The sequence below is a fragment of the Mycobacterium sp. E3339 genome (genome assembly GCF_001666915.1).
Taxonomy (GTDB): Bacteria; Actinomycetota; Actinomycetes; order Mycobacteriales; family Mycobacteriaceae; genus Mycobacterium.
In genome coordinates this window covers 40405-67258 of sequence record NZ_LZIZ01000244.1, presented here as the reverse complement: position 1 = coordinate 67258, position 26854 = coordinate 40405, and the positions used below count along the sequence as shown (strand labels likewise).

The 26854-nt window shown below is 66.8% G+C and carries 19 protein-coding genes and 3 pseudogenes; 13 read left to right on the top strand and 9 right to left on the bottom strand.

Translation table 11 applies throughout. The features are described from left to right. The 11 genes from A5702_RS22905 to A5702_RS22855 form a co-directional block, all read left to right on the top strand. A partial coding sequence (locus A5702_RS22905) for an MCE family protein (protein ID WP_068224015.1) occupies positions 1-977 on the top strand: 977 nt, incomplete at its 5' end. Next, positions 974-2002 carry an MCE family protein gene (locus A5702_RS22900; protein ID WP_068224012.1) on the top strand — a complete coding sequence of 343 codons (1029 nt, stop codon included), beginning with the start codon at positions 974-976 and terminating at the stop codon, positions 2000-2002. The genes A5702_RS22905 and A5702_RS22900, both read left to right, overlap by 4 nt. Beyond that, the gene (locus tag A5702_RS22895) at positions 1999-3165 is read left to right on the top strand and encodes an MCE family protein (RefSeq protein ID WP_068224008.1); all 1167 of its coding nucleotides are present in this window, start codon (positions 1999-2001) and stop codon (positions 3163-3165) included. Before A5702_RS22900 ends, A5702_RS22895 begins: the two co-directional genes overlap by 4 nt. Beyond that, positions 3162-4508, top strand: coding sequence for an MCE family protein (locus tag A5702_RS22890; protein WP_068224006.1), 1347 nt, complete (start codon positions 3162-3164; stop codon positions 4506-4508). The genes A5702_RS22895 and A5702_RS22890 overlap by 4 nt, the downstream gene beginning before the upstream one ends. Then, positions 4505-5629, top strand: coding sequence for a virulence factor Mce family protein (locus tag A5702_RS22885; RefSeq protein ID WP_068224003.1), 1125 nt, complete (start codon positions 4505-4507; stop codon positions 5627-5629). The genes A5702_RS22890 and A5702_RS22885 overlap by 4 nt, the downstream gene beginning before the upstream one ends. After that, entirely contained in the window at positions 5630-7108 is a 1479-nt protein-coding gene (locus tag A5702_RS22880; RefSeq protein WP_067817743.1) for an MCE family protein, read from the top strand. Positions 7109-7122: 14 nt separating this feature from the next. After that, positions 7123-7779 carry an Mce protein gene (locus A5702_RS22875; RefSeq protein ID WP_068224000.1) on the top strand — a complete coding sequence of 219 codons (657 nt, stop codon included), beginning with the start codon at positions 7123-7125 and terminating at the stop codon, positions 7777-7779. After that, positions 7776-8405 (top strand): hypothetical protein, encoded by a 630-nt coding sequence (locus A5702_RS22870; RefSeq protein ID WP_231965162.1) that lies wholly within the window; start codon positions 7776-7778, stop codon positions 8403-8405. The genes A5702_RS22875 and A5702_RS22870 overlap by 4 nt, the downstream gene beginning before the upstream one ends. An 11-nt stretch (positions 8406-8416) precedes the next feature. Continuing rightward, complete coding sequence (locus A5702_RS22865) at positions 8417-8911, top strand: CAP domain-containing protein (protein ID WP_068224031.1); 495 nt, start codon at positions 8417-8419, stop codon at positions 8909-8911. A gap of 22 nt (positions 8912-8933) precedes the next feature. Further along, positions 8934-10703: a molybdopterin-dependent oxidoreductase gene (locus A5702_RS26005; RefSeq protein WP_082956167.1), complete on the top strand. Its 1770-nt coding sequence runs from the start codon at positions 8934-8936 to the stop codon at positions 10701-10703. 149 nt (positions 10704-10852) lie between these two features. Next, positions 10853-13117 (top strand): bifunctional diguanylate cyclase/phosphodiesterase, encoded by a 2265-nt coding sequence (locus A5702_RS22855; protein ID WP_231965160.1) that lies wholly within the window; start codon positions 10853-10855, stop codon positions 13115-13117. Between the two features lie 7 nt (positions 13118-13124). Here A5702_RS22855 and A5702_RS22850 read toward each other — a convergent pair whose 3' ends face one another. From A5702_RS22850 to A5702_RS27170, 6 genes and pseudogenes are all read right to left on the bottom strand, one after another. Further along, entirely contained in the window at positions 13125-13700 is a 576-nt protein-coding gene (locus A5702_RS22850) for a rhodanese-like domain-containing protein (protein WP_068223994.1), read from the bottom strand. 26 nt (positions 13701-13726) lie between these two features. Beyond that, the gene (locus A5702_RS22845; RefSeq protein WP_068223991.1) at positions 13727-15073 is read right to left on the bottom strand and encodes an MBL fold metallo-hydrolase; all 1347 of its coding nucleotides are present in this window, start codon (positions 15071-15073) and stop codon (positions 13727-13729) included. A gap of 280 nt (positions 15074-15353) precedes the next feature. Further along, positions 15354-15662 (bottom strand): hypothetical protein, encoded by a 309-nt coding sequence (locus A5702_RS22840; RefSeq protein ID WP_156669722.1) that lies wholly within the window; start codon positions 15660-15662, stop codon positions 15354-15356. Positions 15663-15772: 110 nt separating this feature from the next. Next, positions 15773-18136: pseudogene (locus tag A5702_RS27075) on the bottom strand (molybdopterin dinucleotide binding domain-containing protein); the annotation flags it as partial. Positions 18137-18496: 360 nt separating this feature from the next. Next, a pseudogene (locus tag A5702_RS27070) lies at positions 18497-19711 on the bottom strand (molybdopterin-dependent oxidoreductase); the annotation flags it as partial. Between the two features lie 87 nt (positions 19712-19798). Then, positions 19799-19969, bottom strand: a pseudogene (locus A5702_RS27170) (hypothetical protein); the annotation flags it as partial. A gap of 310 nt (positions 19970-20279) precedes the next feature. Between A5702_RS27170 and A5702_RS22830 the strand changes: the two are divergent. Beyond that, positions 20280-20747, top strand: coding sequence for an LppP/LprE family lipoprotein (locus tag A5702_RS22830; protein ID WP_068224022.1), 468 nt, complete (start codon positions 20280-20282; stop codon positions 20745-20747). Positions 20748-20755: 8 nt separating this feature from the next. On the opposite strand, the gene A5702_RS22825 is transcribed toward A5702_RS22830, so the two are convergent. After that, positions 20756-22708 (bottom strand): acyl-CoA dehydrogenase, encoded by a 1953-nt coding sequence (locus A5702_RS22825; protein ID WP_055404689.1) that lies wholly within the window; start codon positions 22706-22708, stop codon positions 20756-20758. 137 nt (positions 22709-22845) lie between these two features. On the opposite strand from A5702_RS22825, the gene A5702_RS22820 reads away from it, so the two are divergent. Continuing rightward, the gene (locus tag A5702_RS22820; protein ID WP_068223985.1) at positions 22846-23964 is read left to right on the top strand and encodes an esterase-like activity of phytase family protein; all 1119 of its coding nucleotides are present in this window, start codon (positions 22846-22848) and stop codon (positions 23962-23964) included. Here A5702_RS22820 and A5702_RS22815 read toward each other — a convergent pair. Together A5702_RS22815 and A5702_RS22810 are read right to left on the bottom strand one after the other, a co-directional pair. After that, on the bottom strand, positions 23940-26294 hold the full coding sequence (locus tag A5702_RS22815) for an ATP-binding cassette domain-containing protein (protein ID WP_068223982.1): 2355 nt from the start codon (positions 26292-26294) through the stop codon (positions 23940-23942). The two genes, A5702_RS22820 and A5702_RS22815, sit on opposite strands and share 25 nt — an antisense overlap. Positions 26295-26376: 82 nt before the next feature. Continuing rightward, positions 26377-26850 carry a MarR family winged helix-turn-helix transcriptional regulator gene (locus A5702_RS22810; protein ID WP_055404692.1) on the bottom strand — a complete coding sequence of 158 codons (474 nt, stop codon included), beginning with the start codon at positions 26848-26850 and terminating at the stop codon, positions 26377-26379. Positions 26851-26854 lie beyond the last annotated feature (4 nt).

Genomic DNA, 26854 nt, shown 5'->3' with positions numbered 1-26854 from the left:
AGCCCGGCCCGTTCAAGTACCTGCCGAGCAACCTCGAGGCCGAAATCAAATCCACCACGGCGTTCGGGTCGAAATACGTCGACCTGATCGTGCCCGAATACCCCAGCGCGACCCCGCTCAAGCCGGGCGCGGTGTTGCACTCCCGCAACGTGACGGTCGAGGTCAACACCGTTTTCGAGAATCTCCAGTCGGTGGTCCATGCGATCGACCCGGCGAAGCTGAACGCGATTTTGTCCGCCTTCTCGGAAGCGTTGCGCGGCAAGGGCGAACGGCTCGGCCAGGCCATCACCGGGGCGAACGACGTGTTGCTGACCGTCAATCCCCGCATGGACACCATCGACAAGGACTGGAGGCTGTTCGGCAAGACCACGGCGATCTATTCCGACGCCGCCCCGAATATCCTGTCGATCCTGGACTCGGCGGCGACGACGAGCAACACCCTGACCGAAAACCAACGGTCGCTTGACACGCTGTTGTTGTCGGCGGTCGGCTTGAGCCAGACCGGCATCAACGTCATCGGCAGGAACGAATCCAACATCGTCCGGTCGATCAACCTGCTCGACCCGACCACGGCGCTGCTGAACAAATACTCGCCGACGTTCACCTGCTTGTTCCAGGGCGCGCAGTGGTACGTGGACCACGGCGGTCGAGACGCGTTGGGCGGCAACGGCTATTCGGTGATCTTGGACGCCGGGTTGCTGTTCGGTGACGATCCGTACCGGTACCCCAAACACCTGCCGAAAACCAATGCCACGGGCGGCCCGGGGGGTAAGCCCAGCTGTGGGTCGCTGCCGGACCCGAGTGCGAACTTCCCGGTGCGTGCGCTGGTGACCGACACCGGCTGGGGCGCCGCCCCGAACGAGATCCGTACCAACATGGCCACCGGTAATCCGTGGTGGGCGAACTGGTTCCCGACCACGAAGAACCCGCCGGAAGCGCCGCGCTACTTCTACCGTGGGGGACAACCGCCGCCGTGAAAAGACGAAAGTTGTCCGCCATCATCGTGCGCATCGCGGCGTTCACCGCGGTGTGTGCGGTGTTCACGTTCACGCTGGTCGCCGTCTTCGGCCAGTTTCGATTCGAGGACCGCACCGGCTACCAGGCGGTCTTCACGAACATCTCCGGCCTGAAGTCCGGCAACTTCGTGCGCATCGCGGGCGTCGAGGTCGGCAAGGTCGGTGACCTGCACCTGCAGCGCGACGGCACCGTCACCATCGGTTTCTCGGTGGACAAAGGCGTGCGCCTCACCGAGGGGACCAAAGTCGCTGTGCGCTACGAGAACCTGATCGGCGATCGTTACCTGGCCCTGGAAGAGGGGCCTGGCGCGCGCCGGCTGCCGCCGGGTGCGACGATCCCGTTGGCACGGACGTCCCCGGCGCTGGACATCGATGCGCTGATCGGGGGCTTTCGGCCGTTGTTTCGGGCGTTGGACCCCGATCAGGTCAACGCTCTGTCCGGTCAATTGCTCCGCATATTTCAGGGTCAAGGCGGAACCGTCGCTTCGGTACTGGCCCAGACCTCGATGCTGACCTCGACGCTGGCCGGGCGCAGCGAGCTCATCACCCAGCTGATCGCGAACCTGAACACCGTGCTGCACACGTTTGCCGTCCGTGACCGCGAGTTCTCCGACGGCCTGGACAAGCTGTCCCAGTTCGTGAACGGCTTGGCGCAGCGTAAAGATGACATCTCCACCGGGCTGGCCTACGTCAATGCGGCGGCCGGGTCGGTCGCCAATCTGCTTGTCCAGGCCCGCCAGCCGATCAAGGACGTCGTGCACGAGACGGATCGCATGTCCGCGCAGGTGCTGGCGGACCGTGATTACGTCGACAACCTTCTCAAGCAGCTTCCCGATATCTATCAAGTTTTGGCCCGACAAGGCCTCAACGGTGACTACTTCGGCTTCTACTTCTGCGAAGTCTTGATGAAAGTCAACGGAAAGGGCGGCAACCCGATCTTCATCAAGCTATTCGGCCAGCCCAGCGGGCGGTGCACGCCCCAATGACCAAGTCCAAGACCAAAGCCGGCGGGCCAAGCCCTTGGAAGATCGGCGCGATGGGTGTCTTCATCTTGGTGTGCGTGACCGTCGCGGCCTTCAAATACGACAAGCTGCCGTTCATCAAGAACACCAACGATTACGCGGCATACTTCTCGGAGGCTGGCGGCATCCGAACGGGTAACTCGGTGCGGGTTTCCGGCATGGGTGTCGGGCGGGTCACCGGCATCAAGTTGGAAGGCACGAAGGTTCGGGTCAGCTTCACCGTCCGTAACTCCATCACGTTGGGGGATCGCACGGAAGCCGCGATCAAGACCGAAACCATACTGGGCGCCAAGATGCTCGAGCTCACGTCACGTGGAGAAGGGAAGCTCTCGGGCACTATCCCGCTGGAACGGACCCACTCGCCCTACGACCTTCCCGATGCGCTCGGGGATTTGACGACCGAAATCAGCGGGCTGGACACCGCGCAATTATCCTCTGCGTTAACCACTTTGGCGGATACCTTCAAGCAGACGCCGTCGGAGGTCAGGCCCGCGCTGGAAGGCGTGGCACGTTTCTCCGAGACACTGAACAACCGCGACGCCCAGTTGCGCAGCCTACTGGGGAACGCGAACAAGGTCTCGACGGTGCTGGGCCGACGCAGCCAGCAGATCGCCGCTCTGGTGGCGGACTCGAATGCGCTGCTGGCCGCGCTGTTGGACGAACGCGATTCCATCGACGCGCTGATGAACAATCTCACCGCGGTGTCACATCAGGTTTCGGGGCTCGTCGACGACAACAGGACTCAGCTGAAGCCCGCCCTCGACAAGCTGAACGGCGTGCTCGAGGTCCTCGACAATCGCAAACAGGACATTCAGGCGAGCCTGCCCAAGTTCAAACGCTACGCGATGTCGTTCGGCGAATGCCTGGGCTCTGGACCGTTTTTCAAGGCCTACGTGGCGAACCTGATCCCGGGTCAGATCAGCGGGCCGACGATCGACGCCCGGATGTACAACCGGTTCCTGGACCCCGAGCAGAAGCTGCCTTCGGAGTCGGTGGACCCGCCGACCGGAACACCCCCCGTGCCGCCGGAGCAAGCGCCGCACCCGATCTGGTCTCAGCCCCCCTCGCCGGGTCCGGCGCCGGGCCCGCCGCCTGAGCCCGCGAATGGCCAACTGGGGGGACAGTGAAGATAAGCCGCCGCACTCTGCAACGACTCACCGCCGTCACCCTCATCGGCACGCTCGCCACGGCTTCGTTCCTGATCGGTTGGAAGCTTTGGAACAGGGTCGAAAGGAACACCTACACCGCGTATTTCACCGAAGCCAACGGCCTGTTCGTCGGCGACGACGTGCGCATCCTCGGGGTCACGGTCGGGGTGATCGACAAGATCGAACCGCAGCCCGCCAGCTCCAAGGTGACCTTTTCGGTCGACAAGCAATACGCCATCCCCGCCAACGCCCGCGCGGCGATCCTGTCCCCTTCGCTGGTGACTTCGCGGGCCGTCCAGCTCGTTCCCGCCTATTCGGGCGGTCCCAAGTTGAGCCCCGGCGCGTCGATCCCGCTCGGCCGCACCGCCGTCCCGGTCGAATGGGATGACTTTCGCAAGCAGTTGGAGAAACTGACCGACGCGTTGCAGCCCACCTCCCCGGACGGGGTGAATTCCCTTGGTGAATTCATCAACTCCAGCGCCGACAACGTGCGCGGCCAGGGCGACACCGCCCGCGACACCGTGATCAAGCTGTCCGCCGCGATCTCCGCACTCGGCGATCACGCCGACGACATCTTCAGCACCGTGCGCAATTTGCAGCTGCTGGTCTCGGCGCTGTCATCCAGCAGTGACCTGCTAGCCTCGTTCAACCAGAATCTGGCCACCGTCACGACGCTGCTGACGAACACACCCAATGAAATCGCCAATGCGGTAAAGGGTCTCGACGGTGCCCTGACCGATTTGCGCGACTTTCTGGCCGACAACCGGGAAGCCATGGGCGTTACGTTCGATCGGCTGGCCTCCGTCACGACCGCGTTGAACGACAGCCGCATGGACATCAAGCAAATCCTGCACATCGCCCCGACGGTGTTCCAGAACTTCCTGAACATCTACCAGCCCGCTCAAAGCGCGATGACCGGCATCATCGCGCTGAACAACTTCGCCGACATCCCGCAGTGGATCTGCAGCTCGATCGAGGCGGCGTCCCGCGCCCGGCTCGACCGGGTGTCCAAGCTGTGCCTGCAGTACATCAACCCGATCATCAAAAACCGGCTGTACAACTACATTCCGGCGGGACTCAACCCGTTTGTCGGCACCCAGGCTCGCCCCAGCGAGATCACCTACAGCGAGGACTGGCTCCGGCCCGGGTATACACCTCCGGCACCACCGCCCGAGGCGCCCCCGCCACCGCCCGACGCGCCGACGCCGCCGGCCGCCGAACCATCACCCGCGCAAGCGCCACCGCCACCGCCCGCGCCGAGCGGCACGGTCAACTCGACGCAGGTGTTGCGGGACCTGATGCTCCCGGCGGGAGTCTCATGAAGCGGGCACTGATGGCGGTGCTGTGCCTCGTCTGCGCCACAACGCTTTCCAGCTGTGGTGGTTGGAAGGGGCTGAACTCGTTCACCCTGCCCGGCACCTCCGGCAACGGCCCCGGTGCCTACACGATCCAGGCCCAAATGCCCGATGTCGTCACGATTCAAGAGAACACCCGTGTTCGGGTCGATGACGTCAACGTCGGCAACGTGACCAAGATCCAACTGCAGGATTGGCACGCGCTTGTCACCATGCGCATCAACGGCGACGTTCACCTGCCGGCCAACGCGACCGCCAAGCTGGGGCAGACCAGTCTGCTCGGCTCGATGCATATCGAGCTCGCGGCGCCCAAGGACGAACCGCCCGTCGGCCAGCTGAAAGACGGTTCGCTCATCCCGCTGTCGCACGCGAGCATGTACCCAACCACCGAACAGACCCTGGCTTCCGTCTCAATCCTGCTCAACGGCGGCGGAATTGGGCAGCTGCAGGAGATCACGCAGGCGATCGCGAAGGCATTCGCCGGACGCGAGAACGACATGCGCAGCCTGCTGCACCAACTGGACGAGTTCATCGCCCGGACCAATGACCAGACCGACGACATCATCGCCGCGGCCGAAAATCTGAATTCGCTGGTCGGCCAGTTCGCGGAGAAGGACCCGGTAGTCGACAAGGCGTTGACGACCGTGCCGAGAGCGCTGAAGGTGTTGGCGGATGAGCGCACCAAGATCGCCGACGCGATCGACCAGCTCGGCAAGTTCAGTGCAATCGCGGCCGACACCGTGCGCCAGAGCAAGGAGTCTCTGGTCAACAACTTGCGCAATATCGCGCCGGTGCTGCGGTCGCTCGCCGACGCGGGTCCGTCCCTGACCAAAGGGCTGGATGGCTTGGTCGCTTACCCGTGGCCGGCGTCGACGGCGAGGAATTGGTTCCGCGGTGACTACGCCAACCTCACGTTGATCGTCGACCTGACGTTGAGCCGCCTCGATACCGGTTTCTTCACCGGCTCACGGTGGGAGGGCAACCTTACCCAGCTCGAGCTGCAGTGGGGACGGACGATCGGGATGCAGCCCAGCCCGGCCACCGCGGGCAACCCCCTGACCTATCCATATCACTTCGGGGGGTACTGAATGCTGCGTCTGAATCGTCGAACCTGGATACAGCTGGCGATCCTGTCGCTCGTGACGATCCTGTCCTGTGGCGCAATGGCTTTCAATTACATGAAGCTGCCCGAAACGCTTTTCGGGATCGGGGAGTACATTGTGACCGTCGACCTGCCCGAGTCGGGCGGGCTCTACCAGACCTCCGTGGTCACCTACCGCGGCACCGATGTCGGTCAGGTCAAGTCGGTCGATGTGACCGCGACCGGGGTTCGCGCGGTGCTCGCGATCAGGTCCGGCGTCAAGGTGCCCGCCGATGTCCAGGCGTCGGTGCACAGCCGCTCGGCCGTCGGCGAGCAATACATCGAGCTCACCCCCCAGCCCGGTAAGGACGGTGATCACGGCAGGGAGCTGCGTGCGGGCGATGTCATTCCCGCCGGCCGAGTCGACGTGCCCGTCGACATCGGACACCTGCTCGATGTGACCAACCGTGCGCTGCAGGCGATTCCGCGCGACAATCTCCGCACGGTGGTTGACGAGACGGATCGCGCGGTCGGTGGCCTCGGGCCTGAGCTGTCCCGGATCGTCGACGGCTCCGCCGCTTTGGCAATTGCCGGCGGGCAGACCGTCGGGCCGCTTGCCGCGTTGATCGACCAGACGCCTCCGGTTCTCGACTCTCAGATCCAAACGTCGGATTCAATCGCCCGGTGGGCAAGTCGAACCGCGGCGATCACCGCCCAGTTCAAGGCGCAGGACGCCGCCTTCCGGGACCTGTTGACGCAGGGGACCAACGGGGTGGAGGAAAGTCGCGCGCTGCTCGATCGACTGTCGCCCGCGCTGCCAGTACTGTTCGCGAACCTGGTCAGCCTGGGCGACATCGCCGTCGTGTACCGGCATGACATCGAACAACTTCTGGTGCTGTTCCCGCAGGGCATCGCGGCGATGGCGGCAATCGTCGTGCCCAGCTCGAACACCAAACAGGAGTACCGGGGCGCACAGCTGGACTTCAACCTCAACATCAACCTGCCACCGCCGTGCACGACGGGCTATCTGCCGCCGACCCAGCGCCGGTCGCCGGCCAACGTGGACGCGCCCGACCGGCCCGCCGCGGATCTCTTCTGCCGCGTGCCGCAGGATTCGGAGTTCAACGTCCGTGGGGTCCGCAACATCCCTTGTGAGAGCAAGCCGTGGAAACGCGCGCCCACGGTCGAATTGTGCGATAGCGACGAAGAATACGTGCCTCTCAACGACGGCTACAACTGGAAGGGCGACCCGAACGCCACCTACAGCGGGCAGGGCGTACCGATGTATCCACCGGGACAAGACCCGCGGCTTCCACCGCCGCGGGGCACCGCGCCGCCGGCGCCCGCGCCGCCGCCGCTCGCCGTCGCCACGTATGACCCGGCCAACGGCGACTACATAGGCCCGGACGGGCACCGCTACACAGAATTCGACCTGGCGCACCCGCGTGCCAAGAACTGGCAGTCACTTCTAGTGCCGCCGGCCTAAGCAAAAGGAGCAAGATGGCTGAAGATGCCGAGAGCCACGAAAACGCCGATCTCGCTGAGGAATTCGGCGAATCGACGGCAGCCGACGACGGCGATGTCGCCGACCAGGCCAGCGAGGCTGACGACACCGCTGAGGACCTAGCGGAGGCGAAGAACCGGCTCGCGCGCATACGGCGGCGGATAATCCCGCGGCTATCGCACACCGGGCGGGCGTTGGTGGCCGGCGCGCTCGTCGTGACGGTGCTGGCGGGATTGACCGGTTGGCTTGGCTTCCGGGCCTACCAGAAGCACGAGGCACAAGCGCAGCGCGACCTGTTCGTGCAGGTGGCGCGTCAGGGTGCGGTGAACCTCACTACCATCAACTACACGGAAGTCGATGCCGACGTGCAGCGCATCATCGATCTGGCCACCGGCGCCTTCCGTGAGGACTTCGAGCAGCGGTCCAAGCCGTTCGTCGAGGTCGTCAAGGCGGCGCAATCGAAATCAGAAGGCACCGTGACCGATGCCGGCCTGGAGTCGCAGCGTGGCGACGCGGCCCAGGTCCTGGTTGCGGTCGCGGTGAAGTCGCGGACCGCCGCTGGCGAGGAGGCGCCCCGGGAGTGGCGAATGCGGATCGAGGTCAGGTCGGTCGGCGACGACGCCAAGGTTTCGAACGTGGTGTTCGTGCCATGACGACGTTGAGTGAAACCCAAATGCACGACGAGGAACTGGTCGACGCCGACGTCGACGACTCGGCGACGCCCGAGGACTCGGATGCCGTCGACATCGAGGGGGGCTCTGACGACGTGCCCGGCACCACGCGGGCAAGGCCACCGATCGCGTGGTCCCGCGTTGTCGCGTACGCGGTGCTGCCCGCCTTGGCGTTGCTGCTGGCGCTCGGCGCGGGCTACTTCAAGTGGGTGGTGGCCTCGTCCGACGACCTCGCGCGAGTGCGAGCGGAATCGGTGCGGGCCGCGAGCGAAGACGCCGTCGCCCTGCTTTCGTACAAGGCGGATTCGGTGGAGAAGGATCTGGCCGCCGCACGCGAGCGACTGACCGGAGACTTCAAGGACGCCTACACGGAGCTCACCCGCCAGGTGGTCATACCGGGGGCCAAGGAAAAGCGTATCAGCGCGGTCGCCAAGGTCAGTGCCGCCGCGCCCGTTTCCGTGACGGCTAACCACGCCGTGGTCTTGCTGTATGTCAATCAGACCGTCACGATCGGGGAGGGCGCTCCCACCGACACCCAGCCGGTTATCCGGGTGGTGTTGGAGAAGGTCAACGGCCGATGGCTGGTTTCGCATTTCGACCCGGTGTGAGCGGAGTGGTCATGATCGGATGGGTACGCGCGCTACCCGCGGCGGCGCTTCTCGCTGCGCCGGCGCTGCTGGCGCCGGCAAGCGCGCATGCCGACAACAAGCGGCTCAACAGCGCCGTCGTCTCCGCCGTCTACACGTTGCAGCACCAGGCCGGCTGCACCAACGATGTGATCCGCGACAACGCGCTCACGCTGGCCGCTCAATGGCACGCCGACGACATGATGAACAACCGAAACATCAACGACGACATCGGTTCCGACGGGTCGACGCCGCAGGACCGGGCCAACGCCGCCGGGTTCCGCGGCAAGGCGTCCGAGACGATCGCGATCAACCCGGCCATCGCCATCAGCAGCCTGGAGTTGGTCAACCAGTGGTACTACAACCCCGACGACATGGCGATCATCCGCGACTGCGCCAACAGCTCGATGGGGGTGTGGTCGGAGAACAGCATGGACCGGACCGTCGTCGTGGCCATGTACGGGCAACCGGCCCCGCGCATTCGGTGACAACTCTGGAAGAAGGTTCCCGATGATGATCAAGCCACAGGGCACGGAGCTCGTCGAGGCCTCGCCACGCCTGACCATCGGCCAGCTCGCCGAATTGCGCGGCCTGGACCCGCAATTGCAACTGTTGGATGTCCGCGGCGCCGACGAGACGATGCGGGGCATCATCCCCGGCGCACGAGAGATTCCGTTGCCGAACCTGACGGGTTCGCTTTCCGCCTTGGATCCGACGGCCCCGGTGGTGGTCTACTGCGCCAGCGGCCCGCGATCGATGGTGGCCGCGGGCGTGCTCCGGGCTTCGGGATTCGACGACGTTGCGACCCTGGTCGGTGGCTTCGAAGCCTGGCAAGCCGCCGGGTTCCCGATCGCGATTGGCGATGAGATCGTCTCGGACACACCGCAGGTCGGCCCCCGGGCGGCCAAAGCGTTGGTCGACGCGGGCGCGCTGCTGCTCGATGTGCGGGAGCCGGAGGAATGGTGTACCGAGCACGCGCCGGCCGCGATGCTCCTGCCGGTCGCGCGCGTGCGCACTCGAGAAGATGAACTGCCTCGCGACCGCCGCATCGTCGTGGTATGCCGCTCGGGGGGACGGTCCGCAGCCGTGACGGCGTTGTTGCGTCGCTCTGGCTTCGATGCGGTGAACCTGGCGGGCGGCATGTGCGCGTGGGCCGCCGCCGGGCTACCGATCGTAAGCCATGGCGCCGAGCCCGGATTGGTCGTGCACCGCGAGGATCCGCTCAATTGCGAGACGTCGCTCCCCGCGCTGGTCGGGGGTGTTGTGATGCCCACCGCCCACTTCTACGTTCGCAACCACTTCCCGACGCCGGTGCTGGATCCGCAGCTGTATCAGTTGACGGTCACCGGGTTGGTTGAGCGGCCCCTGTGCCTTTCCCTGCACGATCTCCACAACTTGCCGAGACAATCACTGCTCGCGACGCTGGAATGCGCCGGCAACGGTCGCGCCCACTTCGATCCGCCGGTCGACGGTGAGCAATGGCAATCCGGGGCGGCGAGCACCGCCGAATGGACCGGCGTCCCGCTGGTTGATGTCCTGAACAGGGCGGGACTGTCCGCGGGCGCCCACGATGTCGTGTTCCGCGGTGCCGACTCAGGTCCGATGGACGGCGCGACGGCGCCGGTGCGGTTCGAGCGCGCCTTGTCGGTGCGGGACGCCCGCGACTCCGGCGCGCTCGTCGCCTATGCGATGAACGGTGAACCGCTGCCGTTGCAGCATGGTCGTCCCGTCCGGTTGATCGTGCCCGGCTGGTATTCGGTCGCTTCAGTCAAGTGGCTGACCGAGATCGATGTCATCGACCACGCTTTCGAGGCCTTCTTCCAAACGCAGCGATATCACTACGAGTGGGAACGCGACGGCGGCATCATCCGGGAACCGATCCGCCTGCAACGCGTCCGCGCGTTGATCGTCCAGCCTGCCGACGGTGCCCCGGTAACCGCAGGGGATATCGTCGTTCGCGGCGTGGCCTGGTCGGGGGCGGCACCCATCGACCGGGTGGAGGTGCGCATCGGCGACGGTCCGTGGCAGGCCGCCCGACTCGTCGGGGAGCGCCGCCGACACAGCTGGCAGTGGTGGGAGTTGTTCACGCACTGCGACCTTCGCGGGTCGACGACGCTGCGGGCACGGGCGACCGACGAGGCGGGCAACACGCAACCCGACCGACCCGAATGGAATCGGTTCGGCTATGGCGGCAACGCGATCCAGGCCGTCGCCGTCGAGGTGCAAGACGCGCAGGTCGGCGCCGGTGGCGTTCACGGTCACGCGCTCAACCCAACCTGATCGTGCCGCGCGGACCGTACCGTCGGTGACCGGCCACCCCGGGCGTTTGCCGGCGTAAGCGATAACGGCCCGCGGCTTTGCCCTGTTCTGTCAAGATCGACAGGTCGTATCGGGGGATTGGGGGCGCGTTGCGTTTTTTGAGTCCCCGCGTGTGTTTCGGGCTGTCTGCCCTCGTCCTTGCCGCGGCGGCATTCAACGCGCTCGGGCTGTGGGGACTGCAACCGGCGCTGCGGGTGCAGTTCGTTCTCGAAGCGACGTTGTGCGTGGTGGCGCTGCTCGCGGGGTTGCTCGTCGTTCGGCGGGTGACCGGGCCGGCGCGGTGGTGGCGGGTGATCCTGCTGGTGGCCATCGCCGTTTTCCTCACCGCTGAGGCCCTGTCGCAGCGGGTCCGTACAGCCGGTAGCGGCGCGACCGCGCCGCCGTCGGCGATCGCCGGTTATTTCGTTGCCGGGCTGCTGTTCGCCGTCGCGATGCTGGTGCTGGTGGGGTCCGCCGTTCGCGGGCAGGCGCGAACGTGGCTGCTTGGCCGGCAGAGCCTCATCACCGCGGGCCTCGATGGAATGTTGGCGGCGCTGGCGTTCTTCCACCTGGTCTACGTCGCCCGGTTGGGGGCCATGCACGGCGCCGCGCTGCCGCGGTCGACCAACACCGCGGTCGTTGCCGGCATCGCGGCAGTCGAACTCGTCGTGGTCGTGAGCGCCGTTCTGGTGGCGATGTGGTATCCGCCGTATCTGCCTTACCGCGTGAATTACATGCTGCTCGCCGCCGCGGTGATCACCCTGACGTCATCGGATCGGCTGCTGGCCTACCTGCGTAGCGTCGCCGTGGCCCAGCTCGACTTGTGGGTCGGCACCGGCTTCGTCATCGCTCCGCTGTTCATCGCGTTGAGCGTGCTGGATTTCCCGCCGCGGGCGCGTCCCGCGCACGACGAAGAACAGCCGACGAACTGGGCGCAGCTCACCCTGCCCTACGTGGGTTTCATGGGCAGCACGGCGCTCATCAGCTTCCACCAGCTCATCGGACAACGGGTCGACCCCGTCTTCATCGGCACTTACGTCGCGATGGCCTTGCTCGTCGCGACCCGGTACCTAGTGGCGATGCGCGTGCAGCGGATGCTCACCGAACAGCTCATCGACACCAAACGCCGCCTCGCCTATCAGGCTTACCACGACCCGTTGACCGACTTGCCCAATCGATTGTTGTTGGCGCAACGGCTCGACGACGCGATCCGCGACGGGCCGTTCGTGCTGATCTTCGTCGACATCGACGATTTCAAAGAGGTCAACGACCGATTCGGACACGCCGCCGGCGACGAACTCCTTTGCGCGATCAGCGCGCGGCTGCGGAGTTGCCTCCGTGCCGACGACACGCTGGCTCGTATCGGCGGTGACGAGTTCGCCATCCTCATCACGGGTGTCGTGCAGGCGCCCGAACTCGTCGCCGACCAGCTGCGGGTAGCGCTTCGCAACCCGTTCTCGGTGCACGGCACGTCGGTGCGGGTGCGCGCCAGCATGGGCCTGGTCAGTCCCGGCGGTGACGGCCCGCCTCCGACCTCCGACGATCTGCTCAGGCAGGCCGACACCTCGATGTACACCGGCAAGCGGTTGGGCAAGGACACCGCGGTGGTGTACCGGCCGGCGTTCAGCGTGTCCGAAGATTTTCCGACGGCGCTCCGGCAGGCCAAAGGCGGTGTCCCCGAAGGGTTTCGGCTGAAATTTCAGCCCATCGTCAAGCTCCCGGAGGGAACGCCGGTGGCGGTCGAGGCGCTTGCCCGCTGGACCACACCCAGCGGCATACAGATTGCTCCCCAGACCTTCGTCTCTTTGGCCGAGGCCCATGGCATGGGGGCAGAATTCGATGCCGTGGTACTCGACCGGGCCTGCAAGCAAATCCAATCGTCCGGCCTCGACTTGGACATTCACATCAACATCGGCGCGGCACGGTTGGGCAGCGTGGACTTTGAACGGGTCATCAGCCGCACGCTTTCCCGGTATGGGCTGCAGCCGCGACGAGTCGTCCTGGAGATCACGGAGACGGTCCCCATCGTGGACCTCGCCGATGCGGCGGTGGCCATCAGACGCTTGAACGACCTGGGGATCAGAGTGGCCTTGGACGATTTCGGCGGGGGCTACAACTCGTTGACGTACTTGCACTCGTTGCCGGTGCAGATGGTGAAACTCGACCGCGGGCTGGCTACGGGTGTCGAGCCCGGACGGAACCTGACGCTGTATCGCTCAGTGATCGGCCTCTGTGAAGCCCTCGGCCTGACCGTCATTGCCGAAGGAATCGAAACCTCCGAGCAGGCCGAGACGGTGTGCGCGGCCGGGTGCGGCCTGGCGCAGGGCCATCTGTTCGGTCGGGCCGGCGACCTGACCGACATCGGTGCGCTTCGACCGGACAGTCATCGTCTTTAGACCCGGGTCACCGGTCGAGCTGCGACAGCACCGTGGTCACGTCGGAGGCCGCCCCGCGGTTGTAAGGCAGTTTGGACAGCGCCGTGGCCATGGCGCAGGTGTTGCTCAGAGCGGCGTATGTCAAGCTACCCCCGATGGCGGCCGCCACCCACTTGAGCCGAGGGACCGCGACGCTGCCGATAATGGACGACAGCACCACTGACCCGGCGACGAGCCGGACCTGACGCTCCAGCTCCCATCGTTGCGCGCCCTGGTCTACCTCGAAACCCTTGCCCTCCCAGTCGGTGATGCCGTTTTCGAGCACCCGCCCGCTGTCGAGCCCGGCGTTGCGCAGCAGCGCTTGAGCCTTCGTCGAGCGTTGCCCCGAACGGCACACCAACACGACGTCGTCGTCGCGCAGGCGCTGGGCGACCTCGGCGCCGTGCCGCTCGAGCACGTCGAGCGGCACATTGAGGGACCCCGCGATGTGTGCGGTCTCGAATTCCGCCGGGGTCCGAACATCAACGACGCGTGGTGATTTAGGCGACTCGATGAGCTTCCGCAGCTCGATCGAGCTGATCGCGTCGGTAGTCGGTGCGTTCATGGTTTTACTCCCGGTGCTGATCGGTGTCAGGGGGTGGTTATCCCGAGCTTTTCGGCGTTGCCGTAGTCGTCGTCGACGAGCACGACGTCACGGTGCTCGCGGTCGAGGAGCGCGGCGGCGATCGATGCCCGGTAGCCGCTCGCGCAGTGGATCCATACTTGGCGTTCGTGTGGAAGCTCGTCGAGGCGTTCTGGCAGTTCATGCAAGGCGATATTGATCGCGTCGCGCACGTGGCCGCCGGCGAACTCGCCGGCTTGGCGAACATCAAGGACCAGGACGCGCGCATCGTCGAGCGCATCGACCAGCTCCTCGAAGTCCGCGACGCGGTAGCTTCGCGGCTCAATTCCGTCGGCGAGTGCGCGAATGTCACCGGTGGCGCTGCCGGTCAGCCGGTCGATTCCGATGCGGGACAGTTCGCGCTGGGCGTCGGCAACCTGTTGCGCGTCCTCACCGATCAAGGTCAACGGCGCGCCCCAGGCGTAAAGCCAGCCGAAGTAGTTGACGAAGGAGCCGGACAGCTCGAACCCGTAGCTGCCCGCCAGATGTCCGGCCGCGAACGCGGTTCGATTGCGCAAATCGACGACCCATTGCCCGTCGTCGATGCGGGCGCGTAGTTCGCCGGGGTCCACCGGTTGGGGAGGGGACAGGTCCGGTGCCCGGGGACCTTCCCTGTTGATCACGCCCATGTGCGCGTAGTACGCGGGGTAGGCCGCCAGTTCGGCCAGCAGCTCGTCGACGTAGTCCTGCTCGTCCTGGGTCAACGCCGGGTTCGTTTGGCGCTCGTCGCCGATCGTGGACTCGTCGCCGTCGGTGGGAGCGGCCGAACAAAAGCTGCCGAAGCCGTGCGTGGGGTAGACGGCCGTCGTCGCGGGCAGTGCGTCGGCGATTCGGCGGACCGAATGGTATTGCAGCCGAGCCAGTTCCGCGGCGTGCTCCGCACCGGCCAGATCGGTCCGTCCGGTGCTGCCGAACAGCATGGAGCCTCCCGTGAACACCCCGACGGGCTGGCCGGAATGGTCGCGGAGCGCGTAGCTGACGTGGTGATGTGTGTGTCCGGGGGTGAACAGAACCTCGAGATGGAGCGCTCCGGTGTCGATCCGATCGCCGTCGCGGACGGGGTGGTGTTCAAAGTTGAGATCCTCGCCGGCGGGGAGGACGTAATGGGCGCCGGTCGCTTCCGCGAGTGCCAGGCCGCCGGTCACGTAGTCGTTGTGGATGTGGGTCTCCAACACGTGCGTGATGCGCAGGTCGCCGGCAAGCTCCAGCACCCGGTCGATGTCCCGTTGAGGGTCGATGACTACCGCAACCTCACCGTCGCTCACCAGATAGCTGCGGTCGCCCAACCCCGAGGTTTCGATAATTGACACGTCCACCATCGATTTCCCACACCGCTCTTGTCGCGCACGCCGACCCCGACTTCTTCAACGTAACGGCCAGCAAACCGCCGCGGCCTAGCTGCGACGGCTTGGTCCCGGGCTACCGGTTGACAGTCAGGAACTCGGGATGTCCACTGCGGTGGGAAGTAACCGCCGTTCAGCAGCCCACGAAACGCAAACCGCGGCGATCGGTTCCGGCAAACTACCCGGCCAACAGATGCGGGGCGGATTGCAACCCCGATGATTTCTATTGCCGGACCCGCAAGCCCCTAGGTGACTACCGACCGGGCGTCGAGTCGGCGTCCTGCACCCCGCGTCGACCGTCGGCCGCGGATTCGCAGGCGCACCATTGGCCCCTGTCCTGCATGCGCCGCCGAAGCTGGGTGCCGCGTTTGCGCATCAGGTGCTGGGCGTAGACCTTGTCGCGTTGTTGGGGTGAGAACGCGAAGTCCAGGTTGATCGGCAACCCGGCCCAATCAACCCGGTCGCCGAGCTGGTCGTCTTCTGCGGCGCGCCGCAGCCGGCACTGCAGCGGGCAGATGGCCCGCGCGGTGTCCTCGATGGGCCCCTCGAAATCCAGAGCCACGCCTACGTCCCTCCTCGGAGCAACCAATTGAGTGAATGGTGCAGCGAGGTTGTTTCAGCGGCAGATGCGTGATGTTTCCGGATTATTACGAGTCGGGCGACACCGGCGGTCTAGTAGACGTCACGGTGATAGCGCTTGTCGGCGCTCAACGACCGGACGTAATCCTTGGCGGCGTCGGGATCGAGGTTGCCGTGTTCGGCCGCGATATCGCAGAGCGCGCGGTCGACGTCCTTGGCCATGGGGTCGGCCGTGCCGCAGACGTAGAGCTGCGCGCCGTCCTGCAGCCAGCGCCACAGCTGGGCGCCGCGCTGACGCATCAGGTGCTGGACGTAGACCTTCTGCCGCTGGTCGCGGGAGAAGGCGAGGTCCAACTCGGTGAGGAATCCGTCGGTGCGCATCTGCTCGAGCTCGTCGCGGTAGTAGAAGTCGGTCGCGGCGTGTTGCTCACCGAAGAACAGCCAGTTTCCTCCGGTGTGGCCCAGCGCCCGCCGCTCCTGCAGAAAAGCGCGGAAGGGCGCGATCCCGGTGCCCGGGCCGATCATCACCATCGGCGTCTCCGAATCCCGGGGAGGCCGAAAGTTGCTCGACGACTGCAGGTAGACGGCCACCCGATCGCCGGGGGAGCGGTCGGCGAGGTAGGTCGAACACACCCCGCGGCGCGGGACGCCTTGGAAGTTGTAGCGCACCGGTGAGACCGTCAGGTGAACCTCTCCCGGGCACGCTTTGGGGCTCGACGAGATCGAGTACAACCGCGGCTGAAGGCGTTTGAGGACCCGCAACCACTCGTGGGCCGACGCCCAGACCGGCAGCTCGGCCAGCAGGTCGATGGACTGCCGCCCCCACGACCAATCCGCCAGCGCGCGTTTGTTTTCCGGCTTCAGCAGCTCCGCCAGTTTCGCATCGCCGGTGCGCTCCTGCACGAACCGCACCAGGTCTCGGCTGATGTGGGCGATCTCGATGCGCTCGGTGAGCGCCGAGCGCAACGACATCAGACCGTGCTCACCGACCTCGACCGGGGTCTGCCCGTCCAGGCCGGTGACCGACAACCATTCGTCCACCAACTGGTCGCTGTTGCGCGGCCACACCCCGAGCGCGTCGCCGGCCTCATAGGTGACGGCTTCTTCCGGCAGGCTGAAAACCAAGTGCCGCACGTCTTTCGCGGACTTCGGCCGGCTCAGCACGGTGTTACGGACCATCCCCGTGATCAGCGGATGCTTCTTGCTGTAGGTGTTCGGCTGACCGGGCCGCGACGACGCGGTGACCGCGGAAGCCCGCGCCGGCGCCGGAGCTATGCCGTCGTGGCCGACCGACGTGGGTGTGCGGGTCAGTGCCGCAATGACGTCGCCCGTCCACTTGGCCGCGGGGCCGTCGTAGTCGGGTTCACAGTCGGCGCGGGCGGTGATGCGGGTCGCGCCCAGCTCGGCGAGGCGGGCGTCCAGGACGCGTCCGTGACCGCAGAAGTCGTCGTAGTTCGAATCGCCCAGGGCCAGCACGGCATACCGGGTGTCGGTGAACCTGGGTGCCCCGTCGGACGTCAACGCGCGCCACAAGCCGGTGCCGTTGTCCGGCGGGTCACCGTCGCCGGTCGTGCTGGTGATGAGCAGCAGTTCCCGCGTCGTGCTCAATTCGGCGGCGGGGAAGTCGTCCATGGCGTGCAACGCCACCGGCAAGCCGGCCTCGCGCAGTCGCGCCGCGACATCCGCGGCGAGCTCTTCGGCGTTCCCGGTCTGTGATGCCCACAGCAGCACGATGGGCGCCCGGTCGGCGGGCTTGCGCGTCGCTTCCTTGACCGCCGGGGCCGGCTTTGGCCCGGGCGCATCGTTGCGTGAGAAAAGGCCGGCGAGCAGGCCGTCCACCCACAGCCGGGTGTCGGAATCGAAGGGGGCGCTGCGCGGCAGGGTCGGCACCCCGGCCGTCCGTCTACCGGCGTCCGACCGAAGTGCGGTCAACATCCCGGCAAGGTAGGAGCGGCCGGGCTCGTCGAATTCCGGCACGGGTCTCGTTGCCACGCCGAGCAAGTCGGCGAGGGCATCGACGTGTGACACGCTGATTTCCGTTACCTCCGTGGCCGCTGGATCCGGTGCGCCGGCGCCCGGTGGCTCTGGTTTGACGCCCGGGTCCGGTGCGGGGACAACGACTTTCGCCAGCGCGACGGCGCAGGCCTTGAATTCCGGTTGGTTCGAGATCGGGTCCACCGCATCGTTGGTGACGGCGTTGATGGCGAGGTATTCGCCGAAGACGTCGTTCCAGTGGAACGGGGCGAAGCAGTTGCCGGGGCGCACCCGGTCGCTGATCGCGGCGGGCAGGACGGCGCGGCCACGCCGGGAGGCGATTTCGATCGCGTCGCCGTCGGTGATCTCCAGCCGCGCGGCGTCATCGGGGTGGATCTCGACGAACGGGCCGGGGTTGAGCTTGTTCAGCTTGGCCACCTTGCCGGTCTTGGTCATCGTGTGCCACTGGTGCGGCAGGCGGCCGGTGTTCAACACGACCGGGAAGTCGGCGTCGGGCATTTCGTCGGGCGGCAGGTGCGGACGGGCGAAGAACTGCGCGCGACCGTTCGCGGTGGGGAACGCCAACCGCGGCGCGCTGCCGTCCTCGCGGACCAGCCGGGCCTGGCTGACGCCGTCGTTGAGATAGCGAATGGGATTGCGGTCACCGGTGCCCCCGGGCGGGCACGGCCACTGCAGCGGGCCCCGGCGCAGCCGCTGGTAGCTGACCCCCCGCAGGTCGTACCCGGTGTTCGGGTTCGAGAACCGCTTGATCTCGTCGAAGACTTCCTCGGCGCAGCTGTAGCTGAAAGCGTCCGAAAAGCCCATCTCGCAAGCGATCCGGGCGATGATCTGCCAGTCGGGCATTGCGTCGCCTGGTGCCGCGATCGCCGGCTGTAGCAGCGTCATGTTGCGCTCGGAATTGACCATCACCCCCTCGGCCTCCGACCACAGGGCGGCCGGCAGCAGGATGTCGGCGTATTCGTTGGTCTCCGTGTCGAGGAACGCGTCCTGGGTGACGACCAACTCGGCGCGTTCGAGACCGGCCAGCACCGTCCTCCGGTTCGCAACGGAGGCAACAGGATTGGTGCAGACGATCCAGCACGCCTTGATCTCCCCGTCCGCCAGCCGGGAGAACATGTCGACGGTGCCGCTGCCGACTTCGGCACGCAGTGTGCCACGGGGGATGCCCCACTGGTCTTCGGTGAAGGCGCGGTCGTCCGCGGACAGGACCGAACGCTGCCCGGGCAATCCCGGCCCCAGGTAACCCATTTCGCGGCCGCCCATCGCGTTGGGCTGGCCGGTGAGCGAGAAGGGGCCGCTGCCGGGTTTGCAGATCGCGCCGGTCGCCAGGTGCAGGTTGCAGAGGGCGTTGGTGTTCCAGGTGCCGTGGGTGCTCTGGTTGAGGCCCATGGTCCAGCAGCTCACGAAATTGTCTGCCGCGCCGATCATTTCGGCCGCCGTGCAAATGTCTTCCGCGGGGATCCCGGTGATTTCGCTGACCGTGTCGGGGGTGTACTGCGCCAGGAAGCCCGGCATCGCCTCCCAGCCCTCGGTGCACTCGGCGATGAATTCGGGATCGGTGTGCCCGTTCTCGACGATCAGGTGCAACAGCCCGTTGAGCAACGCCAGATCGGACCCGGGGGCGATCTGCAGGAACAGGTCGGCCTTTTCCGCGGTGGCGGTGCGGCGCGGGTCCACCACGATCAGCTTCGCCCCGGCCTTGACGCGCTCCATCATCCGCAAGAACAGAATGGGATGGCAGTCGGCCATGTTGGCGCCGATGACGAAAAAGACGTCGGCGTGCTCGAAGTCTTCGTAGGAGCCGGGCGGACCGTCCGCACCCAGCGAGAGCTTGTAGCCGGAACTGGCGCTGGCCATGCACAACCGCGAGTTCGACTCGATCTGGTTGGTGCCGATGAAGCCCTTGGTCAGCTTGTTCGCCAGGTACTGCGCCTCGATGGACATCTGCCCGGACACGTACATCGCAAAGGAATCCGGGCCGTGCTCATCGATGATCGCGCGTAACCGGTTCGCGCAAGCAGTGATCGCGCGGTCCATCTCGACGGCCTCGATGGGCTCGCCGCGATCGGCGCGAACGTATGCCGATTCCATCCGCCCCGGCGCGCTGAGCAGGTCCGAAGTGGTGGCACCCTTGGTGCACAGCCGGCCGAAGTTGGCCGGATGTTCTTTGTTCCCAACGGACTTGGTGATGTGACGCCGGCCGCTCTCGGAATCGGTTGTGACCTGCAACACCATCCCACAACCGACGCCGCAGTACGCGCACACGGTGTTCACGGCATCGTTGGTGGACGCCATGGACTCCCTGGTCACGCACTTCCCTTCCTTTGAGCGCAACGGGCCTACGTGAAATGGTGCGACGTTGATGTTTCGGCACTTGGTATCCGGAGTTTCCCCCGCTTTACGGCTTCCTCTCACCGGACGAAGCGCGTGCGTGAACTCTGAAGAGAGCCACAAATGCCCTGCTCAGCGCGGGTCGTCGTCGACCCGTCGGCCCGCTTTAGGCTACCCGGGCGCCCCCGCGCGACGCCCGCCAGAACAGCGTCTGGAACCAAACAAACGGCACATTCACAGCCTTCGCTAAGCTCACCGAGTGCGTCAGCTGATTGTGATTGCGCTGATTCTGCTGGCCGCCGGTTGCGGCGGGAAGCAACCCGCCGCGCCGGCGGCTCCACCGGACAAGTGCAAGGACTCCGACGGGCCGACGCCCGACACCGTGCAGCGGGCGATCGCGTCGGTGCCCATCACAATTCCCGGCACCATGTGGGTGGAAATCGCTCGGGGACATGCGAAGAAGTGCCGCCTGTACTGGGTGCAGATCATCCCGACCATCGCGAGCGAAACCACCGGCCAGCAGTTGCTGTTCTTCGATCACAACACGGCACTGGGCACACCCACTCCAAATCCCAAGCCGTACATCACCGTGTTGCCGCCCTCCGATGACGCCATCACCGTTCAGTACCAATGGTTGAAGGGCAACGATCAGCCGTGCTGCCCCACCGGGATCGGTACGGTGAAATTCGAGATCGGCCCCGACGGCAAGCTAAAGCCGCTCGGCAAGATCCCGAATCAATGACCGTTCCGTCAGCTGGTGACCGACTCGGTCAAGTTCTCCGGGTGCAGCATCTCGGCGTAACGCAGCTGCTCCGGAATTCCGAAGCCGTCGACCAGCGTTTGCGCGTGCGGCCGCAGCGCGCGGCACCGATCGTTGATGCCGCGGGTGACGGCTTTGGCCCGCTCGGTGGACAGGTACCGATGTTCGATGTACCACGCCTTGTCGTCTTCGATGACCGACAGCGCATACAGGTCGCACAAAACCCCTAGTAATTCCCGGGTTTCCTCGTGGGGACACGCATCGATGCCGGCGACGAACGCTTCGAGCACCACGCGGTCGATGTGCGCGCCCGCGGCGTGCAGCACGTGATCCTGCACCGAGTTGAACGCGTCGAATTCCGACATCTCCTTGGACTTGGCCTGCAGCCGCCGCGCGACCGACGCCAGCAGATATTCCTCGCGATCCTCGAACATCTTGATCTGGGTGCCGCGGTTGAACAGGCTGCCCTCTTCCTCGCTGTCCTGTCGGGCGTCCACAATCGTTTGGATAATCGCTTCCGCCGCAGTGCGTTTGACGACGCGCTCACCAACGGTGTTGGCGGCGAAGCGCACCCACTCGACCGGGCTCATGCTGCGGATGTCATCGGCGTAGGCCGTCAGCAGTTCCTTGGCCACCAACTGCGTCAGCACATGGTTGTCGCCTTCGAACGTGGTGAACACGTCGGTGTCCCCGCGCAGGGCGATCAGCCGGTTCTCGGCCATGTAGCCGGCGCCGCCGCACGCCTCGCGCGCCTCCTGGATCGCCCGGGACGCGTGCCAGGTGTTGGCCGCCTTCAGTCCGGCGGCGCGCGATTCCAGCTCGCGCTGCTCGTCGGCGTCGACCGCGTCCGCGGTCTGGATGTCATGGCACTTGCTGACCAGTTCGTTCTGGGCGAACTGCAACGCGTATGACTTTGCGATCAAGGGAAACAGCCGGCGCTGATGCACCAGGTAGTCCATGATCAGCACCTCGGACTCGTCGTCGGGCGCGCTGAATTGCTTGCGCTGCAAGGCGTATCGCGTGGCGATGTCGAGCGCGACGCGGGCGGCGGCGCCCGCGCTGCCGCCGACCGTGATCCGCCCACGGACCAGCGTGCCCAGCATGGTGAAGAACCGGCGGTTCGGGTTCTCGATCGGCGAGCTGTAGGTGCCGTCCGGCGCCACATCGCCGTACTTGTTGAGCAGGTTCACGCGGGGCACGCGCACGTGGTCGAACACGATGCGCCCGTTGTCCACGCCGGGCAGGCCGCCCTTGTATTCACAGTCCGACGTCGTCACCCCGGGCAGGTCGTTGCCGTCGGCGTCGCGGATCGGCACCATCAGGCAGTGCACGCCGTGCTGGACGGGCTTGCCGTCCTCGGTCGTGATCAGTTGCGCGAATACCGCTGCCATGGTGGCCGTTTCGGCCGCCCCGCCGATGTAGTCCTTTCGGGCGGTCGGCGTGGGGGAGTGGATGATGAACTCCTCCGTCGCGGGGTCGTACGTCGCGGTGGTCTCCAGCGACTGAACGTCGCTGCCGTGCCCCGTCTCCGTCATCGCGAAGCAGCCCCGCAGCTCCAGGCTGATGATCTTCTTCACGTACGCCTCGTGGTGGCGCTCGGTGCCCAGGTTTTCGACGGCGCCGCCGAACAGGCCCCACTGAACCCCGGCCTTGACCATCAGCGACAGATCGGACATCGCGAGCATCTCGATCATCGTGATCGCGGCGCCGATGTCGCCGGTGCCGCCGTGCTCCTTACGGAAGTTGTCGGCGGCCGCACCGAACGCGGCCATGATCCTCATCTGCTCGGCCACCTTGGTACGGGCGATCACCGTGTTCGGTGTGTAGTGCGGCCGGAAGAGGTCCTCGCTCATGGTGGAGCGCAGCTGGTTCCTGGTGTCACGCCAACGCCCGTCGAGGGCGTTGCGGAGCTGGTCGGCAATGGTGGTGGTGTCTGACGCCATAACCCGACCGTATCCTGCGCTTCGCGCGGCGGGAATAACGACCTGATGCCAATTGGCCTTCACGCCCAGCGCGCATCCGGTGCGTGGTCGCGCGCCGTTTTCGCCGCGAGCGCGGGCTCGGCGATACCTTCTCCGCTATGGGTCTTCGCCTTAGCGCGGCGTGCGCGTTACTCGCCCTGGCGCTCGCCGGCTGCGCGCCGGCGCACCCGCCCGCCCCGGCGGCATCACCGCGGCCGATGCTGACCTATATCGGTCAGGCGCAGGTTCCGTTCGATGAGGCCTTCGACGGAACGATCATCGGCGGGCTGTCGGCGCTGAGCTATGACCCCGGCCGCCAGCTCTACTACGTCATCAGCGATGACCGCTCGAAGAAGAACCCCGCCCGGTTCTACACCGTGCAGTTGTCCCTGTCGGACAGGGGAATTGACAGGGTCACCTTCACCGGCACCCACGCCCTGCTGGACCGTTCCGGTCAGCCGTTCCGGCCGCTCACGTTGGATGCCGCGCCACCGGTGGTCCCGCCCGATCCCGAGGGCATCGCGTTCGACCCGGCGCGACAGCGGCTGTACTGGTCCTCCGAGGGCGAGCGGCTCACGGACGGGCCGGTGTTGCTCGACCCCTGGATCCGGACCGCCGCGCTCGACGGTGCCTATCTCGGCGAGTTCACCTTGCCGGCCAACCTGGCGATGTCCGCGCAGAACAAGGGCCCGCGCCGGGACAAGGCGCTGGAGGGCCTGGCGCTGACGCCCGACGGCCGCACGTTGTTCGCGGCGATGGAGGACCCGGGTTACAACGACGGCCCGACCGGGGGCGACGGTCACCGCGTGCTGACCCGGATCACCAAGTTCGACGTCGCCACCGGCACGCCCACCGCCCAGTACGCCTACCCGATGGAGCCGCCCGTCCCGCCCGCCGAACTCAACGGCGTCTCCGATCTGGTGGCGCTGTCCGACACCACGTTTCTGGTGATCGAACGCGCCGCGGCCACCCCGCCGACCGTGCGGATCTACCGGGCCGAGATCGGCGCCGCGACCGACGTTTCGGCCATCCCGTCGATGCAGGACGCCGCCGTCACCCCGATGAGTAAGACGCTCGCGCTGGACCTGTCGGCCACACCGGGGCTTTCGCCGCTGGACAATGTCGAGGGCATCACGCTGGGACCGAAGCTGCCCGACGGTCGCCAGTCGGTGGTGCTGGTCAGCGACAACAACTTTTCACCGAGCCAGATCACTCAGTTTCTGTTGCTCGCGATGTGATGATCCCGGGGCCGCAGCCGGTAGAGCGCAAGGCCGGCCGCCGCGACGCCGAACAGCACGAGCATCGTCATGTCGAATACCCACCACCCGCTGTAGTGGGTCCACACCTCGGAGTTGGCGGCCAGCGGGTCGACCCTGCGCAGGTTGACCGTGGAAGCCGACGCGGCGAAGCCCCACTGGGCGGGAACGAACCAGGAAATCTGTTGGAAGCCCCACTTACTCGCCAGCTGAACCAGGCTGCCGTTGAGCAGCGCGGAGGCCAGGATCACCGGCAGCACCAGCGGCAGGACTTCGCGGAGCGACTTGCCCAGTGTCGACAGCGCGAGCCCGATCACCGCGTACACGATGGCCGTCACCGCGATGCTGACGTAGAGCTCGACCGTGGCGTTGCGCAGCAACGCGGCCCCGCCCCCGGGGGCGCCCTTCTCGGCGACGACGAGGGCGAACAGGATGGCCGTCAGGATGGCCGCGGCCAGGCCGCGGACCAGGATCTTCGCGGCCAGGTAGGCCGCGGTCGACGTGCCGAGAGCCTGCTCGCGCCGGAAGATGCGATGCTCGCGCACGACGGCGCGGATGGTCAGCGCGGTGCCGATGATCACCGCGGCGACGTTGAGGGCGGCCAAAATCTCGAGGGCTTCGTGCGGGTGGCTGCCGCCGGCTTTGGGCCGGGCCAGGCCGGCATCGCCGGGGATCAGCAGGGTCAGGCCCGCCAGCGCGAACGGCAGAATCGCCAAGAAGACGAAATACAGGCGGTCGGCGAACAGCAGCCGGGCGTCGCGGCGGGCCAGCAGCCGGATTTGCCGTTTCGTGGGGGCCTTGGCCGGGGCGGGCGACGGCGCGGCGACCTCGGGCGGGCCCGCCAGCGCCGGCTCCGGTGGCCGGGCGCGAAAGGCGCGGTGCGCCCCCTCGGGGTCGGCGCTCACCCGTGCGAGCACCGCCGACCAGTCGGCGGTGCCGAACGCGGATTCGACTTGGGCGGGTGGCCCGAGGAATGCCGTCGCACCGGCCGAGGTGAGCACCAGCACCTGATCGCACAGGTCGAGATCCGCCAAGGACGTCGGCGGCGAGACGGCGGCCACGACCACGCAGCCGATGTCGGCCTGGCGTCGCAGCATCGCCATCACGTGACGCTGTTGCTCCGCATCGAGACCGGCGCCCGGCTGGTCGACCACGAGCAGCGTCGGCCGGGTGACGAGCTCGACCGCCAGCGCGGCGCACCGGCGCAACTCGGGCGAGAGTTTGGCGATCCGGGTGGTCCGGTGCGGCGTCAGCTCGAGTTCCTCGAGGACTTGGCCGACCACGCGGTCGCGTTGCTCGGACGAGACATCCTGGGGCAGGCGCATTTCGGCGGCGTACCTCAGGGCCCGTTCGACCGTGAGCTGCCGGTGCACCCGGTCGTCGGGCGACACGATGCCGATGCGGGCGCGCATGGACTCCGGCTCGGCGTGGACGTCGTGGCCGTCGACGGCGACGAGCCCCGAGCTGGGCTGCCTGGTGCCGGCGAGCAGCCCGAGCAGCGCGGAATTGCGCGCGGCCGACGGCCCGACCACGGCAGTGAAGATGCCCGGGCGAGCCGCGAACGAGATGCCCGACAGCGTCTCGCGCCCGTCGACGGCGAGCCCGAGCTGATATGCGGTCACCCCGACGGTGCGGGCCTCGGCGTCCAGCGGCAGGCGATAGGTGGCGTTCGGTTCCGCGGTGCGCGGAGACGGTCCCGGGACGCGCAGCTTGGAGGTGACCATCCGCTCGATCAAGCTCGGACCCTTCGCCGGCGCCTCCGCCGCGGCGGGTGGCGGAATGGGCGGCGCCGGGTCCGGGTGGGCCGGGCGCTCGGGCGCCGGCGGTTGCTGCGGGAGCGCGGGCATGCGCTGGGTGTCGCGCTGGGTCGGAGCCGGCGGACCCGGATCGTGCGGCGCGACCGGACGGGGCGGGGGATAAGCGGCGGCGGGCCGGGGCGCCGGGCGCGGCGCCTGGCCGGGCGGGCCGGCTGGCTGACCGAGTTGGAACGTCAGCCGGGGACCGCGCTGCGGATCACCGATGCCGATCGCCTGGCCGTCGCGAATGGTCACCGTGGACGCCCGCGCTCCGTCGACGAATATGCCGTTGTGGCTCAGGTCGATGGCCACCCAGTGGGCGCCGGCGAATCGCAGCACCACCTCCGGGCGGGGCGCGGGCGGCGGCGAGGCGACCGGGCCGAGGCGCTCGAGCGCGATGTCGCAGCCCGGTCCGTAGCCGACGATCACGTCGCGGCCGGGCGCGAAATCGAATCTCATCGACCCGACCCATACGGTCAACGGGGAGGCTCTGAAAGCGGAACCCTCGGTCCGCATTGGCCGCCACCTTTCGTCACGCCGGTCAGCTCGGCTTAGTGTCTACCCGCCGGCCGCCGTCCATGCACCGGGGGCGTGCTTGTCAGGGCGCGTTGCGCCGGGCCGCCGGCGACGCGTTCTCGAGCAGCCGCCGCAGCACCTCCACCGCGTCGGTGAGCACCTGGCGGTCCCTTGGCTCGAGCAACGCCAGCTGCGGTTCGATCGCGGCCGCGCGGTCGGCGCGCACCGCGTTGAGCATGCGCTTGCCCTGGGGGGTGATCCGGATCCGGACCGCGCGGGCGTCCCCGGGGTCGACGGTCCGGGTGACCAGGCCGGCGTCCTCGAGCCGGCGCACCTGCGTGGTCATGGTCGGCTGCGAGCAGTGATCAACGGATGCGAGGTCCCCGATTCGGGCCTCTCCGTGGGCTTCGATCGTGGCGAGCAGCCTGGCCTGCGCGGCGGGCAACGGCATCTGGATTCGCTGGGTGGCCAGCCGGTTGAGCCGCGCCACCACGCCCAGCAGATCCGCCCCCAGCTGTTGAGCCTCGACGTTTGCGGTCTCGACAACTCTGTCCATGCCA